Here is a 15,386-nt window from a genome sequence, read left to right as displayed (position 1 = left end):
GGTTCGGGGTGGGACCAATCCGAACTCCCTTTTGTCAAAAAAATGATGGAAAAGCCAAACTGTAAACGAATTGGAAAAGAGCCAGTTTCCCTACAATATTTATTTTATAAAATTCCCGTTGATTGGAACGGAAGGTACGAGACTCCTGCGGGAAAAGCGTGGCCAGGGAGACCACGCAGGCGAACGCCGAGTAGGCTCCCGGACCGCCCGCGGAAAGCGAGTGCCTGGAGTGGAAATCATTACACATCCCCCCTTTCGGAATCCCGCTCCCTTTCCGCCGACTTTCTGCCAAGCCTCATAGGCAGAAGCGCCTGTGGGATCTCGGCTAGCCAGTTATTCACCAGTCGCAATTTCTTCAATCCCATAAGGATTATAGAAAAAAACATTAATGAAAATCTAATCTTGTTTTAATTTCATGGTTCGGGGTGGGACCAATTCGAACTCCCTTTTGTCAAAAAATTAATGGAACAGCCAGACTGTAGACGAATTGGAAAAGAGCCAGTTTCCATACAATATTACTTTTATAAAATTCCAGTAGATTGGAACGGAAGGTACGAGACTCCTGCGGGAAAAGCGTGGCCAGGGAGACCACGCAGGCGAACGCCGAGTAGGCTCCCGGACCGCCCGCGGAAAGCGAGTGCCTGGAGTGGAAATCATTACACATACCCTTTTTCGAAATCCGCTCCCTTTCCGCCGACTTTCTGCCAAGCCTCCTAGTCAGAAGAAGGAGTTTCCAATCCTTTTTTCTTCTGTTTTTGAACTCATGATGTTAAATCATTTAGGCGCTGATAATTCGCTTTCGGTTACCCATTTATGGTTCTTCACTTTTTCTCCTCCCGTAGTCGGTGTGAAATCGACCATATAAACAGTCGTTTTTTCGGCAGATTCAACTTCAGCGACTGCCCCGTTCATCCCTTCCATATGAGAAGCATTTACTGTGACCTCCGCTCCGGGTTCATACGCCACTTCACCTGCATCTTTGATTTCTTCGTGAATGATCCATTTATGATTTTCCACTTTTTCTCCGCCAGTTGCAGGCGTATACGAAATTGCATAAGCAGTCGTATCAAAGGCACCCACTATTGTTGCTTCCGCCCCTTTCATGCTTTCCATATGACCTGATTCGATAATCGCTTGACTTCCAACTTCATAGGTTGGATTTTCTGCCGGTTTTAATCCCTCCGGAACATCATCCGAGCTAGAATGGTTCATGTCCATTTCACTATGTTCCTTTACTTCTTTCTCTTCTTTGTTTTTATCATCGCTGTTGGAACATGCTCCAAGGACTAAAAACAGGGCTGCAAATAATGATAAGATGATAGGCAATTTTGTTCTTATTTTCATATTGAATAAAACCTCCTTTATGATTACATCCATCTTACCAATTAAATATGCAGAAAATATGGAGTACACTCGTGACTGAATGTAACCTGATGGCGATCATATTAAAGGTCTGGATAAAAGTGAACAGCATGCCATCGAGCGTGGTTTAACGAGGAAAAAGAATGGTTTAGTGATAGAGAGGGTATTTGAGGTATTCATTCCTGCCGGATCGTGCTTGGAAATCAAGCAAGAAGGACTTGGTCAAAAGTCCTTCCTCTGTCTAGTCTTCCAAAGTTGATTGTTCGATTTTTTGCATGATATGTGAAAGGTTCAGGGAGGCATGTTTTTTATAATCCCTGCCTATGGATTTGAATAACCCTTTCGCTATACCTATTAACATGATTTTCGTATGTCCATCAGAAATAATGGACTTATTAGGGAAACTTGATTCAGCATGTGCACCGCCAATTTTATTAGCTGTTTCCTTAATAAAATCAATGACTTTAATTTCCTGGGTTTTTCCTTCGATGTCGATTTTATAGATAATTTGATTTCTCCAAAGCTTTAGCTCAATCCTTTGTTTAGTATAATCGAAGAGTTCTTCCGTAATATGATCATGATCATTGCTCATTTGATTGGAGTCTTTAATGGGATACAATTTCGGGTTAGGATTGATTTTCTTTATTAAGGATTGGTCAATTGTGACCTTTTCCCGCTTTATGCGCGTATTTTTCGTTTCACATAGAATCAGCCTTAACTGTCCGGCAATTATATTGTTGAATTCTTGTAATCCAAAGAATTCAACAAGCATTACACTATATTCCAAAATGGTGATGGCTTCATCGAATTTTCGTTTAGCAGCTGCATTCGATCTAGTAAAAACCAATCGGTTCTTCTTCTCCATATCCTTCTCACCCCACTGAATTCGAATGTATTGAATAAATAGTAAAACATCCATAATGGATGTTTCAGACTGTAGACAAATTCGTAGTAAGACAGTTTGCCTACAGTTTTCAAGTGTTCTCAGAAATTCGCTACTTTTCCGCCATAAAGCATTCAGCGGGTTCTCTACCGGCCAACTATTCGGCAGGAGTGTCGCAAATTAATATAGTAATAGTTTTCTAAGTCTTGCATATCCATGACATCCTATGGAAAGACCATTCTATAAAAAACTGTCTAGAATGGCCAATCTTTCGATAAGGATGCCTTTGATATTCAGATTTTTTTATACTATCTATCGAAGTGCTGTTTCATTAACTCTTTAAATCGTGTTCCATCTATTTCTTCTTTCGTCATTTTTCCATTTTCCCACTGTGTAAAGGAAGTATCGGTTAAAGTGATGTTCCCGCTGTTTGTCAAACGGGTGATTAATGGATGTTTATTGAATGGCGATTGGGGATTTTCCCTGATGATCGTTTGGACCTCATTAAGTTCCGCTACATTTCCCACGGGTTGTGAAGAATCGAAAGCATAGCCTATTCTCCAATCGCGATCTTTATGTTTCAGTTTTAATTCAAGGATATGATCTCCGTGGTTAGTACTTTCTTTTTTTATCCTGAATTCGCCATTTCGGGAAACGACCGTTTCTCCGTTCAACGGAACTGGTTTTAATGGCAGATTCCCGCCAAAACCCGTATCGATCAAATAGGTTTGGCCCTCATGGTTCAATAGAATGGTGACATGTGTCCTTCCTATGGTCATCCACCCCTGATTATAGATGACACCACGAACCAAAGATACATCAAAGTCATTTTCCAACAGGAAAAAATAAAGGGCTGAATTCAATTCATAGCATAATCCCCCCTCATTCCTCAGGAGGACTTTGTTCATGATATTCGCTTTATTGATATCACTCAGATGGGATGCCATGATTGATAAGTTTTCAAAAGGAATGGTTTTCGCTGTCTTATCGAGAATTTCGTCTAATTTTTCAAATGTCAGTTTCACAGCTTCCTGGAGCCCTATTCTTTTCCTGAATAATGCATTCAGTTCATTCATTAAGATTCCCCCCCTTAGACAGATACCGGCGAAGCGTATCTTGACTTTGTATATATTCATTATACTTTGTCCATATTTCATCCTTCAATCAATCTGCCATCAGCTCCACCTTTTGCTTATCACCTGAAAAGAGGTCGCCCAATCTTGTCTTAATCCTGGGCAACCTCCCCCATTCATGCACCGAGGCAGTTTTTCTTTAATCATTCATTTACCTGTAAGATTATTTTACCTACATTCTTATTGGCTTCCATATGTTCATGCGCCCTTTGTACCTCTTCAAAAGGGAAGACATGGTCCACGATTGCCTTGATTTCATTTTTGCGGAACAACGGCATTGCCTTTTTAACTAATTCTTCCGTTAACTCTTTTTTATATTCATCACTCCGGGGAGTCAGTAGAGTGCCTTTTAATTGAACTCTTTTTAAGAGAAGTTCCATCAGGTTCACTTTCTCGACTACAGTTCCGCCTAGAATGCCTATCAGTACCCATCGTCCATCAGTTTTTATGCTTTTAAGGTTTTTCTCCCAGTAAGAAGCACCGATGAAATCCAGGATAACATCCACTCCTTGATTATTTGTAGCTTTCAGGATTTCCTCATCAAAAGCTTGTTCTTTATAGTTGATACAGATATCCGCTCCTAGTGAGTGACAGAAATCCAATTTTTCCTTTGAGCCGGCTGTAGTGATGATTTTCGCTTTTGTCAGTTTTTTTGCCAGTTGGATAGCTGCAGTGCCTACACCGCTTCCGCCAGCATGAATCAATACCGTTTCTTGATCCGTCAATTCACCTAACCAAAACAAGGTTTGGTACGCAGTCAAGAATACTTCAGGAATCGCTGCCGCTTCTTCAAATGACAGGTTATCCGGTATCTTCATTGCACGATCAGCCGGCATCAAAGCATATTGAGCATAACCGCCGCCGTTTACAAGGCCCATCACCCTCGTCCCCGATTGTATATTTGCTCCTTCCCCTGTTTCCACCACTTCCCCGGAAACTTCAATCCCCAATATTGGATTGGCCATATAACCGGATTTCCCTTCCCGGGAAACAATATCCGTTCTATTTATCGCAGACGCTTTAACCTTTATTAATATTTCCCCTTTACCGGGCACGGGCTTTGAAAAATCTTTAAATAGTAATTGTTCTGCACCACCCGGTTCTTTAACCACTACTGCTTTCATTTGCCCCACTCCTTACCATTAAATTAGTGACCATCCTTTTAAAATGGTTTGTCTTGAAGATGGAAACTATCCTACTCCAAAAAATATCCACAAGCAAATAATTAGGTTTTGGCAAACAAGGCAGAATAAAAAAAGTCGATGTCCCTTTCGGGGCCATCGAGCTTTTTTTGAAAAGTTTATATTATCTTTTATTAAGCGATTGACTTCTATCCAGGTCATGATGCAATTGTGCTGCCGGAACCTTAGGGTTAGGAATCTGTCCTTTTGCGACTGGTTCAGCTACATAAACAAAATCTCCCGTACCATCTGGGGCGCTTCCTGTTGCCCATAGGCCATCTGCCGATTCATTACCTTCCGATAAGTTCCAGAATTCGTACGCTTCCGGTTGAGATTCCATTTCCGCTTCCGGTGGGAATGATGCGGGAACAACCACGCCATTTTTTTCTTCAAGTTCTGCAATGGCCGCCATCCATTGATATTGGTGGTAACGATCACGGGCTAACATTTTACGGAAGGTAGCACGTACCCCTTCATCTTTTGTCATATGATATAAACGGGCCACTTGAAGGCGTCCTTGGCTTTCAGCATGCAGATTGGATCGCATGTCTGCTAATAAATTTCCGCTGGCTACGATATAAGATCCGTTCCAAGGCACCCCATTCGAGTTGGTTGGCAGTCCGCCAAGACCGCTTACGAGCAAATGCTGGGGATTGATACCACCCATGATCGCTGCTGTAGCAGGATCTTTTGCGGCTTCTGCTTGATCTTCCGGAGAAGCGCCATCAAGCAATTGACTAATGAGTGAACAAAGCATCTCTACATGTCCAATTTCCTCTGTACCGATATCCATCAGCATATCTTTGTATTTTTCTTCTCCACGGCAGTTAAATCCCTGAAAAAGGTATTGCATCATGACAGTCATTTCCCCAAACTGTCCACCTAACACTTCCTGAATTTGACGGGCAAGCATCGGATCTGGTCGATCTACCTTAACTTCAAATTGCAATTCTTTTTGATGGCGAAACATATTAACTCCTCCTTTTTTTTATGATGTACGGTTTTTTATTACCCGCCTGTACATGCTTAAAACCATAATTCAGTTATAATGAACAATAATTAGAAGAAATTTACATACCATTAACATTGATGACTGAACTAATAAGCCAAGGATTTTCTTTGTGCTATGAATCGCTCAATAAATAAGATATATAAAAGGTCCATCTACCTGTCTATAACTATAAAATACAGGGTAAAGTAGAAAGAACCATATATAGGAAAAAGGAGGATGAAAAATGGATTTCAAGCCCCGAAATCAAAGAGATCAATCCATTTCAGAATTACGTTATACTTATTCCGCTCGTAACCTATGGTCCGGTTTTCTATTCGGGATCGGATTGGTTGCATTCATCGATGAAGCCATCTTTCATCAACTATTACATTGGCATCATTTCTATGACAAATCCACAACCAGTATCGGGCTTATCTCGGATGGTTTATTTCATGCCCTAAGCTGGTTCGCAACGGTCGGGTCGTTATTCATGTTCGCTGACCTTCGCCGTCGAAAGGGGTTATGGCTGAAAAGGTGGATAGGGGGAGTTTTGCTCGGGGCAGGTTCTTTCCAGTTATATGACGGAATACTCCAGCACAAGCTCATGCGCCTCCATCAAATCCGTTACAATGTCGATATTTTCCCATACGACTTGACTTGGAACATTGCCGCTACAATCATGATCTTGATTGGCATTACCCTCGTCATTCAAACAAGGCGCAGCTTACTTAAAATGATAGAAGACGCCAGCAATGCACAGTAATGGACATATTCATGATAACGGAACTGGTTTTGAACCGATTTTATTGATGCTACTCATGCCGGGTTTAGTGATTTATATCGCAGCTGTCATCATTTCGAACCGCCGCTATAAAAAATGGCCATTATACCGTACCTTCTTTTGGATTCTTGGCACTCTCTGTGCAGCCTCTGCAATCATAGGCCCAATAGCCAATCGTGCGCATATGGACTTCACGGCGCATATGGTTGGTCATTTACTGCTTGGAATGATTGCACCCATCCTGCTCGTGCTTGCTGCACCCATTACGCTTGCACTGCGAACACTTGATGTACAATCAGCAAGACGCCTTTCAAAGGTGTTGAAAAGTTGGCCGCTGCGATTTTTAAGCAATCCAATCACTGCCTCTGCGCTTAATATTGGAGGGCTTTGGATCCTTTATACGACTGGTCTGTACCGGTTGATGCATCAGAATGCCCTTCTGCATGCATTAGTGCATTTTCACGTGTTCATAGCGGGCTATCTATTCACTGCGTCTATGATTTATATGGACCCTGCACCCCACAGGTTCAGCTTCATGTTTCGAGCTATCGTATTTACAATTTCACTGGCCGGCCATGATATCCTTTCTAAATATATTTTTGCCCACCCGCCAAGCGGAGTCACCAAGGTACAAGCGGAAAATGGCGGAATGTTAATGTACTATGCTGGTGATGCGATTGACGTTGCACTTATATGCATCCTTTGCTATCAATGGTTCAAAGCCACCCGGCCCAAGGGGTCACTAGCCTTGTAGGAAGGCGGTTCCATGATTACTTCGGTAAACTCCTGCGTTTCTGTTTAATCGTCCAACATTTAGCTCATACTAATTTTTGATGAAAAAATTTTGGATGGAGCTGAATGAAAAATGGAATATGAAGCGAACAATTCTACTGAAAATGCTCTTCGTGATTATAAAGCTGGAATCGGTGTCTTTACGCATAAAATGCCAGATCTTGCTGAGAAATTCAATTCGTTTACGGAAGAGTGCTTTAAAGAAGGTCAATTGTCCAAGAAAGAAAAACAGCTTATCGCACTAGGAATAAGCTTATATTCACAAGATGAATACTGTATTATCTATCATACAAAAGGATGTCTTGATCAAGGCTGTTCCGAACAAGAAATTCTTGAAGCCATTGGTGTGACCGCGGCATTTGGCGGAGGAGCAACCATGAGTCAGGCTGTTACCCTCATCCAGGAATGCATTCAGGAAATAAATCAGATGAAACAATGATAAAGAAGGGATAGGAGAATCAGTCCTATCCCTTCTTTATGTTATTAATAACTGCTTTTAATGACTCATGTTGTTGTTATTTCCTTGTGCGGGGGCATACGAATTCATCATTTGTTGCATATCCTGCTGTGCAAGCTGCGGAACTTGGTAATAATGATGTTTGTTTTGATATATCGAAATCTCATAGGCCATTTCAATGCAGTTCGGAACGGAATCTGCAAATACGCGGCGAACCACCGGATTCGTTATTTCAAGCGCTGCCATCGCCTTCATGGATGCCGCAGACTTAACAGCCGCAAGCATCAAGCCTGAAATGCATTCATCCGTAATTTCCGATACGGATTGCAAAGGTTTTTTTGGCTGAGTTGGTGTCAATCCATATATAAAATCGTTACCTTGATTCATTTTGTAGCTCTGAGTTGGTTTAGAAGGATCCTGGCCCGTTTGGAAGCACTCCAATGAAATATTATATTCATCTTGGATGAACTGATATTGACGATCCAGAATGTCGAGTAATTCCTGATCTTGGACATGCTGACGCAAAAGAGTATACGTGTTTAAAGTACCGATCGCTCCCGACAGCACTTCATGTACATCGAATACTTCGTGACCACCGTGATTCAATTGTGGGGGGATAGCACCCGTTTGCATGTTCTGGTGTACTTGACCTTGTTGATATTGGTTTTGCATTGTATTTCCCTCCTCATTTTATCAATCAAGCGAACACGTTTAGTATGTTAAACCCCAACCGGATTATTCAATCTAAACTCTTCCAAGAAGACCAATAAACTGCTGCATCATTTTTTCTGTATAAAAAACCGTGGCGCTTTAAACTATAAACACTTTATATACATGGGAGGATTTCTAATGACACATCAATGCTTCTATTGTAGTGATGTCACGGAAGAAAAAAAAATCCATATAGTAACATTTCAAATTACTGACACGGATAGAAACGAAATGCTGTGTGATGAATGTTATCAAGAATGGCTGCAAGGAATAAAAGGGTAAGCATTAAAAGCCCTCTAACATTTCCCAAACACCAACGATGCATGCTTGGATGAATTCAGGGTAACTTAAATTCGTTAATGAATTTCAAGGAGGATGGTTATGGGAATTTTAAGCGGAAATCCGAAAGATGAGCCTATGCATTACGGAGAGGTTTTTGGAACATGGGCATTTCTAACAACTACAAAAGGGTTGATTGCCTGTCATCAAACCATGCTTAATCATACTGGCGACAAGGACCTGTATAAATTGCTTGTTGAAGTGATCGATCAAGGGAAACAGGAACATGACCAACTTGAATCATTATTAAAAGAAAATAACGTAGGACTACCTCCCTCACCACCTGAAAGGCCTAAAGCTAATTTGGAGGATATTCCCGTCGGGGCACGTCTTCAAGATCCTGAAATCTCCGCTTCAGTATCAATCGATATTAATGCAGGATTAGTTGCTTGCAGCCAAATGATGGGTCAATGCATCCGCGAAGATATTGCACAGATGTTTGCGCAATTCCATACCAACAAAGCTGCATTGGGTGCTGACTTCCTAAGATTGAATAAGGAAAAAGGATGGCTTGTCCCTCCTCCCCTTCATATCAATAAAACAAGTATGTAAATAGTAATGATAGATCCCCTTAATCATGTTTTGTAATCGAATCAACATGATTAAGGGATTCATTCCAAAAGGACGATTAAGGAATCATTACCATTGAAGACTTTCGATCAAGTGGCACTTTGTACATTGTTGACTATAATCATTTTTCACAAATTCATGGTTGCAATTCTCCCGAAAAATATTCAGCTCCCTTTTCAGCTGCTCCAATTGAGTTTCCAACTGTTTCATTTCAACTTTTATCTGGATTACCCGATTCATCGAATTCTCCCTCTCGTCGGAATCATTGATAGATTTCCCCATCCGTTTTCCTAAATTCATTCGCTTTTTCTTTAAGCCCTTCATCAATTACCGACTCAAAGCCCAGACCCTTTTCCTTCGCCAAATCACGGATGTCCTGAGAGATTCTCATACTGCAGAATTTCGGTCCGCACATTGAACAGAAATGGGCTGTTTTGGCACCTTCTGCCGGAAGAGTTTCATCGTGATATTCAACCGCCCTTTCAGGATCAAGGGAAAGATTGAATTGATCTCTCCAACGAAATTCGAATCTAGCCTTCGAAAGGGCATCATCCCGTTTTCTTGCCTGCGGATGGCCTTTTGCAAGATCAGCTGCGTGTGCTGCAATTTTATAAGTAATGACCCCTACCCGAACATCCTCTTTATTCGGAAGTCCCAAATGCTCTTTCGGTGTCACATAGCAAAGCATGGCCGTTCCAAACCATCCAATCATGGCAGCACCAATCGCAGAAGTGATATGGTCGTATCCAGGAGCTATGTCCGTCGTCAATGGTCCCAGGGTATAGAATGGTGCTTCTTGACAGACTTCCAGCTGTTTATCCATATTTTCTTTAATCAAATGCATCGGTACGTGACCGGGTCCCTCCACCATGACTTGAACATCGTGCTTCCAAGCAATCTTCGTCAATTCCCCAAGTGTTTCCAATTCCGCAAATTGTGCCTCATCGTTTGCATCTGCAATGGATCCCGGACGGAGACCGTCACCTAATGAGAAAGAAACATCATACGTCTTCATGATTTCACAAATCTCTTCAAAGTGTGTATAGAGAAAGCTTTCTTGGTGGTGGGCCAAGCACCATTGTGCCATGATGGAGCCTCCCCGGGATACAATCCCCGTAACTCGCTTTGCTGTCATTGGGATGTATCGCAAAAGCACACCAGCGTGTATGGTGAAGTAATCGACACCTTGCTCAGCCTGCTCGATTAATGTATCCCGGAATACTTCCCAATTTAAATCTTCCGCGACCCCATTCACTTTTTCCAATGCTTGATATATCGGAACCGTCCCAACAGGCACAGGTGAATTCCTGATAATCCATTCCCGCGTCGTGTGAATATTCTTTCCTGTGGAAAGATCCATTATGTTGTCTGCACCCCATCGTGTAGCCCAAGTCATTTTCTCCACTTCAGCTTCGATCGATGAACTGACAGCTGAATTTCCAATATTCGCATTTATCTTTACGTGAAAATTACGTCCGATGATCATGGGCTCACTTTCAGGATGGTTAATATTTGCCGGAATGATAGCCCGCCCGCTAGCTACCTCTTCCCTTACAAACTCAGGGGCTACATTTTCCCTGATCGAAATGAACTCCATTTCTGGAGTAATGATCCCTTTGCGGGCATAATGGAGCTGGGTTACGTTTTTCCCTTTCACCGCACGCAATGGTTTTCTTTTCAATCCCGGAAAAACTTCGGCATTGGATTGTGACTCCACTTTTCTATATCCGTTATCTTCCGGCTTTATTTCACGCCCTTCATACTCTTCAACATCTTCCCGTTCCAGAACCCAGCTGCGTCTAATCGGGGCAAGGCCTTTATGAATATCAATCGGATATTCTGAATCCGTATAGAAGCCGCTTGTATCATATACACGTAAAGGCGGATTCTCCTCTTCGCCGAATACCCCTGTCGTCGGACTTAGCTCAATTTCACGCATAGGTACTTTAATATCGGGTCTAGATCCCTCAACATACACTTTTTTACTTCCGGCAAAACTGGACATAATTGAAACGTTCATGTCATTTACTGAATTACTCTTCATGATTTCATTTCTCCTTTTTAAGTTCATTTAAAAAGGACAAAATCCAATCCATTTCGCACGAAAAAGCCAGGTCTCATATTTAAGACCCGGCTAACGTTAGTATGACTACAGAAATGACCAGTTGAAAGGTCATCGTTAAGTAGATTCTAACTTCCCCACGCTGGTATGAACCAGATCAGGTCCTGAGGGTTAAGAAGCTTAAGCGCTTCTCTCTCAGCCCAACTTTTATTGGACACCCCTAGTCTGAATAATTTAATTGATTACAGGGTAACTATATCTCACCCTTTTCATTCTGTAAATAATTTAAAAGACCTAGTATTTTCTCTGCAATCATCTAAAATTTGTTATTTGGAGGAGGACCGCCAATTAATTCCCCAGGCTCCCAAGGATAGGAAAAAGCTCCTCTAAATGCGTGATTTCGTAGGTTGGAATCACTTCATTCCGTTTCTTATCATGGCGATTTATCCAAACCGACTTTATGCCTACCCGTGATGCTCCAAGGATATCGGTCATTAAATTATCGCCGACCATCAATACTTCATCCTTATCTAGCTCCATGATTTCCAAAGCATGCTCAAAAATGGAGGCATCCGGTTTACCTCGTCCAAATGCGCCTGAAATCACGATTTGGTCGAAATAAGGAACCAGTTCAGGCGTTATTTCAAGTTTGGTATTTTGCAGCTCAGGAGATCCGTTCGTAAGCAATAGCAATTTGTACTTCCCTTTTAATTCATCCAGAACACGGAATGTTTCTTCATAGATAAATGGCTTTTTGCGTCTTTCGGCCGGGAAACGTTCTGCCAGTTCAAGCCCAAATTCCGGGTCATCGATCCCTAATGCCTTCAAGCCCCTCGTCCACGCTTCTTTCCGATAAGCCGGTACAATCCCGGCCATCTTCCGGAATTCATCATGATCATCCCGAAAATCCCCCCATAGTCCCTCAAATGGGTTGATTCCGATCATTTGAGTGAATGCATATGTATCGTAAGAAGAATAAAGATCACGTGCTTCCTTCCGCACCGCTTCTTCAAACTCGTCGACATTCAGACCATATTTCTCCTTGGCAACTTCGCATGTGGCCACAAAAGCCTCTTTTACACTTTTCTGATCCCATAGTAATGTATCATCTAAATCAAAAAAAACTGCCTTCAGCAAAATGTCCACCCCTCTTTCCCCAATATTGAATTCGTAAAAATTACACTATTACAATAATAAACCACAACCAATAAAAAAAGAATAACTATTCGGAAAATGCATGTCTCTTTCTTCGCAAAATGGCTTACCTTTTCCGGTGGGAACCATATATTCATTTCCCTTTTCCGCTTTCAAATACATACAGTTTTCCATTACTGGCAATCTTGAACTTTGGACCGGTGAACCCCCGTCGGATCAGCTCTTTCCTCATATATACCATGAGGGCGGCATGACTCACGATCAGAACATTCCTTTCCCCCTTTGCAAAGACTTCATCCAATACTTTATTGATTCTTTGCTCAGCAAACTTAATTTCCGCCCTTGTCTGCTTGTTGATCACCGAGCAGCAGCGAATCCAGATGGCCCAAAGGATGAACGGCAGCTTAATCCTTCCTCTCAGAGGGGGAGAAGGTATTTCCCGCAGCTCCTCCATCCGATGAACCGTGCCTGGAAAGATGTGTTCCGCTGTCTTGACGGCTCTCGACATATCACTGCAATAACATTCCTGCCATTCCTCCACGCCAAATAAAGTCGTTCCATAAATAATATCCGCTGCATCATAGTCCACAAACCATTGCTTCATATCATCCGCCGTCACAGCTTTCCCAGTAGGAAATTCATGTGCCACCTTAAAATGCCGTACCAAACCAATTTTCATATATTCTCCTTTTTATCTTTTAAAATATTCGTTTCTATTTCTTATAAAAGCCCTTAACAATATATTAACCTATGTAAAGCAATATAATAAATGCAAGTTGAAACCATTAACTGAGCGCCCCTTGTGTATGGTTAAAGGTTCTCACAGATTGTGTCACTGCAAGAATTTGATTATCATAAGGAAAAATATTATGGCCATATGTAAAAAAGAGAAAGCATATCGCCTTCTCCTTTCGTTTAATCTATGAATTGGAGTTCTGTTATCGTACATCTTTTCCTGAATTTATATTTCCCGCTCAAATCACTGAATTGATAATCATTTAGGGATTTTCCCAGTTGTTCCTTTAGTTTATCCGCCGTGATGGATTCCTCAACTGTCTCTTTCCAATTTGCATTTCCCATTATCTCTTCGAACGGAATGGTAGTCAGGACTTCATCATATATCTGGATGCTTTGATCGATGCCGAAGCTGCCATAGATACTGCCATTTTCATCGGCAAAGATATGCTCCGATTCCAATTCTTCCACCAATACTTCCAGATATCCCTTTGCCTTAACAGGCTTGATGGCAATCTCCGCTTCTGCCTTTACAGGTCCCAATCTTTTATCGATGATCTCTATCGTCAATTTAACGTGAACGGGCGGATAACCAAACCCTTCACAAAGTTCTGCTGCCGAGTTATATACCATCTGAACATCCTCCTTTTGTCACTATCATTATATAATATAAATACTCCATTTCCTTACCAAAAACCCTTATTCAAGTTCACTTGGCATATTCTCCTTCATCAATTGAAGGGTCAGTCGTCACATTTCCGGATTCCCCTGAAACGAATCCACCCATTATAGTAAAAAAATCAGTGTAAACCTGATTTCTTCGGTTCAAAGGCATAACTATCATTCATATTTCAAACCTCTTTTATACGTTTATCCATAATACACCATTAACTATTTATGAACATAACCAAAAAGTCCAATGCAACTCCATGCATTGGACTTTTTATGAGCTTCAGATTACGGCTTTAGCACCACTTTAATACATTCATCTTCATGATCGTTAAAGATTTGATAAGCCTCACTCGCTTTTTCGAGAGGGACTTTATGAGATATGATTTCCGTGGGGTCGAACTTTCCAGCCGTGATTTCATCAAAAAGCTTTGGCATGTAGTGAATGACTGGTGCTTGTCCCATTTTCAGGTTAATGTTCCGCTCAAATATATTGCCTAATGGGAACATATTATATTTCGAACCGTATACGCCAGTCAGTTGAATCGTGCCGAATTTACGTACGGCGTTAAGGGCAATCTCGATCGCACTTAACGTTCCACCCTGAAGTTTCAGCTTTTGCTCAATCGCCTCTATCGTCGATTTCTTCCCATCCATTCCCACACAATCTATGACTACATCGGCCCCGCCTGAAGTGATTTCCTTAATGTAGCTGCCCATATCGTTATATTCATCGAAGTTATACGCCTCTACCTTATTCATCCGTTTAGCCTTATTGAGTCTATAAGGTAGATTGTCGATGGCAATTACCCTTTTTGCTCCTTTCATCCAAGCGAACTTCTGAGCCATCAATCCAATCGGTCCACAGCCCAATATCGCTACCGTATCATCTTTATTGACGCCAGAGTTCTCTACACTCCAATATGCGGTTGGCAGCACATCGGACATGAACAAAAGCGACTCATCTTCTAGTTCGCATGACTCTGGGATGACAAACGGCATGAAGTTTCCATATGGTACCCTTAAATATTCTGCCTGCCCGCCTGGATAGTTCCCATATCGTTCCGTAAAACCAAAGTACCCGCCTGTATCCACCGCTTCATTAGGGTTGGAATTATCACATTGACTCTCCATATCATGTTCACAATAATAACAGTGCCCGCAAGAAATGTTGAAAGGCAGGACAACCCTGTCTCCTTTTTTCACCTTTGTCACTTCCGGACCCACTTCTTCGACGATGCCCATCGGTTCATGGCCAATGACATAATCTTTATGCGTCGGCAAAGCCCCCTGATATATATGGAGGTCGGACCCGCATATAGCTGTTGAAGTAACCCGGACGATAATATCATCCTTTTCCTGAAGTTTCGGATCTTCAACCTGTTTTACCTGTATATCTTTTGCTCCTTGAAAAGTTACAGCCTTCATAATCAACCTCCTAAAATTTTCTTGATTTATTTTATATACCCGTCCGAAAGACTACTAAGCCTATGGACATCTAATTTCCCCAAGAATTAATCGCCCATTATGCTGCACCTGGATACAAAAAAAAGCTCCGGAAACCG

At 41.7% G+C, this 15,386-nt stretch carries 17 protein-coding genes and 1 riboswitch; of the genes, 5 read left to right on the top strand and 12 right to left on the bottom strand.

The features are described from left to right. Nucleotides 1-774 precede the first annotated feature (774 nt). The 5 genes from ACJ9PY_RS04170 to ACJ9PY_RS04150 form a co-directional block, all read right to left on the bottom strand. The gene (locus tag ACJ9PY_RS04170; RefSeq protein ID WP_063577306.1) at nucleotides 775-1,344 is read right to left on the bottom strand and encodes a YdhK family protein; all 570 of its coding nucleotides are present in this window, start codon (nucleotides 1,342-1,344) and stop codon (nucleotides 775-777) included. Between the two features lie 259 nt (nucleotides 1,345-1,603). After that, nucleotides 1,604-2,227: a hypothetical protein gene (locus ACJ9PY_RS04165; RefSeq protein ID WP_057275559.1), complete on the bottom strand. Its 624-nt coding sequence runs from the start codon at nucleotides 2,225-2,227 to the stop codon at nucleotides 1,604-1,606. Nucleotides 2,228-2,553: 326 nt separating this feature from the next. After that, the gene (locus ACJ9PY_RS04160) at nucleotides 2,554-3,321 is read right to left on the bottom strand and encodes an arylamine N-acetyltransferase family protein (protein WP_411739526.1); all 768 of its coding nucleotides are present in this window, start codon (nucleotides 3,319-3,321) and stop codon (nucleotides 2,554-2,556) included. A gap of 200 nt (nucleotides 3,322-3,521) precedes the next feature. After that, nucleotides 3,522-4,502, bottom strand: a complete 981-nt coding sequence (locus ACJ9PY_RS04155; RefSeq protein ID WP_411739525.1) for an NAD(P)H-quinone oxidoreductase — start codon at nucleotides 4,500-4,502, stop codon at nucleotides 3,522-3,524. 181 nt (nucleotides 4,503-4,683) lie between these two features. After that, nucleotides 4,684-5,529: a manganese catalase family protein gene (locus ACJ9PY_RS04150; protein WP_034305265.1), complete on the bottom strand. Its 846-nt coding sequence runs from the start codon at nucleotides 5,527-5,529 to the stop codon at nucleotides 4,684-4,686. Between the two features lie 265 nt (nucleotides 5,530-5,794). Here ACJ9PY_RS04150 and ACJ9PY_RS04145 point away from each other — a divergent pair, with 265 nt between their 5' ends. The 3 genes from ACJ9PY_RS04145 (at nucleotide 5,795) to ACJ9PY_RS04135 (ending at nucleotide 7,562) form a co-directional block, all read left to right on the top strand. Further along, nucleotides 5,795-6,313 (top strand): DUF2243 domain-containing protein, encoded by a 519-nt coding sequence (locus tag ACJ9PY_RS04145; protein WP_411739524.1) that lies wholly within the window; start codon nucleotides 5,795-5,797, stop codon nucleotides 6,311-6,313. A gap of 46 nt (nucleotides 6,314-6,359) precedes the next feature. Further along, nucleotides 6,360-7,085 carry a cytochrome c oxidase assembly protein gene (locus ACJ9PY_RS04140; protein ID WP_400450941.1) on the top strand — a complete coding sequence of 242 codons (726 nt, stop codon included), beginning with the start codon at nucleotides 6,360-6,362 and terminating at the stop codon, nucleotides 7,083-7,085. 111 nt (nucleotides 7,086-7,196) lie between these two features. Continuing rightward, entirely contained in the window at nucleotides 7,197-7,562 is a 366-nt protein-coding gene (locus ACJ9PY_RS04135; protein WP_098864922.1) for a carboxymuconolactone decarboxylase family protein, read from the top strand. Between the two features lie 57 nt (nucleotides 7,563-7,619). On the opposite strand, the gene ACJ9PY_RS04130 is transcribed toward ACJ9PY_RS04135, so the two are convergent. After that, nucleotides 7,620-8,252, bottom strand: a complete 633-nt coding sequence (locus ACJ9PY_RS04130; RefSeq protein WP_063577311.1) for a spore coat protein — start codon at nucleotides 8,250-8,252, stop codon at nucleotides 7,620-7,622. Nucleotides 8,253-8,429: 177 nt separating this feature from the next. Here ACJ9PY_RS04130 and ACJ9PY_RS04125 point away from each other — a divergent pair, with 177 nt between their 5' ends. Both ACJ9PY_RS04125 and ACJ9PY_RS04120 read left to right on the top strand, forming a co-directional pair. Further along, entirely contained in the window at nucleotides 8,430-8,573 is a 144-nt protein-coding gene (locus ACJ9PY_RS04125) for a hypothetical protein (protein WP_176548603.1), read from the top strand. A 99-nt stretch (nucleotides 8,574-8,672) separates the two neighbouring features. After that, complete coding sequence (locus tag ACJ9PY_RS04120) at nucleotides 8,673-9,182, top strand: DUF3231 family protein (RefSeq protein WP_411739523.1); 510 nt, start codon at nucleotides 8,673-8,675, stop codon at nucleotides 9,180-9,182. An 87-nt stretch (nucleotides 9,183-9,269) separates the two neighbouring features. Here ACJ9PY_RS04120 and ACJ9PY_RS04115 read toward each other — a convergent pair whose 3' ends face one another. From ACJ9PY_RS04115 to ACJ9PY_RS04090, 6 genes are all read right to left on the bottom strand, one after another. Beyond that, nucleotides 9,270-9,440 carry a hypothetical protein gene (locus ACJ9PY_RS04115; protein ID WP_153246124.1) on the bottom strand — a complete coding sequence of 57 codons (171 nt, stop codon included), beginning with the start codon at nucleotides 9,438-9,440 and terminating at the stop codon, nucleotides 9,270-9,272. Between the two features lie 22 nt (nucleotides 9,441-9,462). After that, nucleotides 9,463-11,244, bottom strand: a complete 1,782-nt coding sequence (thiC, locus tag ACJ9PY_RS04110; RefSeq protein WP_411739522.1) for a phosphomethylpyrimidine synthase ThiC — start codon at nucleotides 11,242-11,244, stop codon at nucleotides 9,463-9,465. A 135-nt stretch (nucleotides 11,245-11,379) separates the two neighbouring features. Then, nucleotides 11,380-11,494: riboswitch (TPP riboswitch) on the bottom strand. A gap of 116 nt (nucleotides 11,495-11,610) precedes the next feature. Beyond that, complete coding sequence (locus ACJ9PY_RS04105) at nucleotides 11,611-12,399, bottom strand: HAD family hydrolase (RefSeq protein WP_411739521.1); 789 nt, start codon at nucleotides 12,397-12,399, stop codon at nucleotides 11,611-11,613. 151 nt (nucleotides 12,400-12,550) lie between these two features. Then, nucleotides 12,551-13,096 (bottom strand): histidine phosphatase family protein, encoded by a 546-nt coding sequence (locus tag ACJ9PY_RS04100; protein WP_278089241.1) that lies wholly within the window; start codon nucleotides 13,094-13,096, stop codon nucleotides 12,551-12,553. Nucleotides 13,097-13,332: 236 nt separating this feature from the next. Continuing rightward, nucleotides 13,333-13,785 (bottom strand): hypothetical protein, encoded by a 453-nt coding sequence (locus tag ACJ9PY_RS04095; RefSeq protein ID WP_063577316.1) that lies wholly within the window; start codon nucleotides 13,783-13,785, stop codon nucleotides 13,333-13,335. A gap of 324 nt (nucleotides 13,786-14,109) precedes the next feature. Beyond that, the gene (locus tag ACJ9PY_RS04090; RefSeq protein ID WP_411739520.1) at nucleotides 14,110-15,249 is read right to left on the bottom strand and encodes a zinc-dependent alcohol dehydrogenase; all 1,140 of its coding nucleotides are present in this window, start codon (nucleotides 15,247-15,249) and stop codon (nucleotides 14,110-14,112) included. Between the last annotated feature and the right edge of the window lie 137 nt (nucleotides 15,250-15,386).

Origin of the sequence: Peribacillus sp. S4 (genome assembly GCF_046715815.1) — a bacterium.
Lineage (GTDB): Bacteria > Bacillota > Bacilli > Bacillales > DSM-1321 > Peribacillus > Peribacillus frigoritolerans.
Note: the sequence above shows the minus strand (reverse complement) of the source record. Positions and strands in the feature narration are given on the sequence as shown.

Bases quoted from the DNA above. Each gene is read 5' to 3' on its own strand.
- ACJ9PY_RS04170 (WP_063577306.1), bottom strand. From the start codon at position 1,344: ATGAAAATAAGAACAAAATTGCCTATCATCTTATCATTATTTGCAGCC.
- ACJ9PY_RS04165 (WP_057275559.1), bottom strand. From the start codon at position 2,227: ATGGAGAAGAAGAACCGATTGGTTTTTACTAGATCGAATGCAGCTGCT.
- ACJ9PY_RS04160 (WP_411739526.1), bottom strand. From the start codon at position 3,321: ATGAATGAACTGAATGCATTATTCAGGAAAAGAATAGGGCTCCAGGAA.
- ACJ9PY_RS04155 (WP_411739525.1), bottom strand. From the start codon at position 4,502: ATGAAAGCAGTAGTGGTTAAAGAACCGGGTGGTGCAGAACAATTACTA.
- ACJ9PY_RS04150 (WP_034305265.1), bottom strand. From the start codon at position 5,529: ATGTTTCGCCATCAAAAAGAATTGCAATTTGAAGTTAAGGTAGATCGA.
- ACJ9PY_RS04145 (WP_411739524.1), top strand. From the start codon at position 5,795: ATGGATTTCAAGCCCCGAAATCAAAGAGATCAATCCATTTCAGAATTA.
- ACJ9PY_RS04140 (WP_400450941.1), top strand. From the start codon at position 6,360: ATGCTACTCATGCCGGGTTTAGTGATTTATATCGCAGCTGTCATCATT.
- ACJ9PY_RS04135 (WP_098864922.1), top strand. From the start codon at position 7,197: ATGGAATATGAAGCGAACAATTCTACTGAAAATGCTCTTCGTGATTAT.
- ACJ9PY_RS04130 (WP_063577311.1), bottom strand. From the start codon at position 8,252: ATGCAAAACCAATATCAACAAGGTCAAGTACACCAGAACATGCAAACG.
- ACJ9PY_RS04125 (WP_176548603.1), top strand. From the start codon at position 8,430: ATGACACATCAATGCTTCTATTGTAGTGATGTCACGGAAGAAAAAAAA.
- ACJ9PY_RS04120 (WP_411739523.1), top strand. From the start codon at position 8,673: ATGGGAATTTTAAGCGGAAATCCGAAAGATGAGCCTATGCATTACGGA.
- ACJ9PY_RS04115 (WP_153246124.1), bottom strand. From the start codon at position 9,440: ATGAATCGGGTAATCCAGATAAAAGTTGAAATGAAACAGTTGGAAACT.
- thiC (WP_411739522.1), bottom strand. From the start codon at position 11,244: ATGAAGAGTAATTCAGTAAATGACATGAACGTTTCAATTATGTCCAGT.
- ACJ9PY_RS04100 (WP_278089241.1), bottom strand. From the start codon at position 13,096: ATGAAAATTGGTTTGGTACGGCATTTTAAGGTGGCACATGAATTTCCT.
- ACJ9PY_RS04095 (WP_063577316.1), bottom strand. From the start codon at position 13,785: ATGGTATATAACTCGGCAGCAGAACTTTGTGAAGGGTTTGGTTATCCG.
- ACJ9PY_RS04090 (WP_411739520.1), bottom strand. From the start codon at position 15,249: ATGAAGGCTGTAACTTTTCAAGGAGCAAAAGATATACAGGTAAAACAG.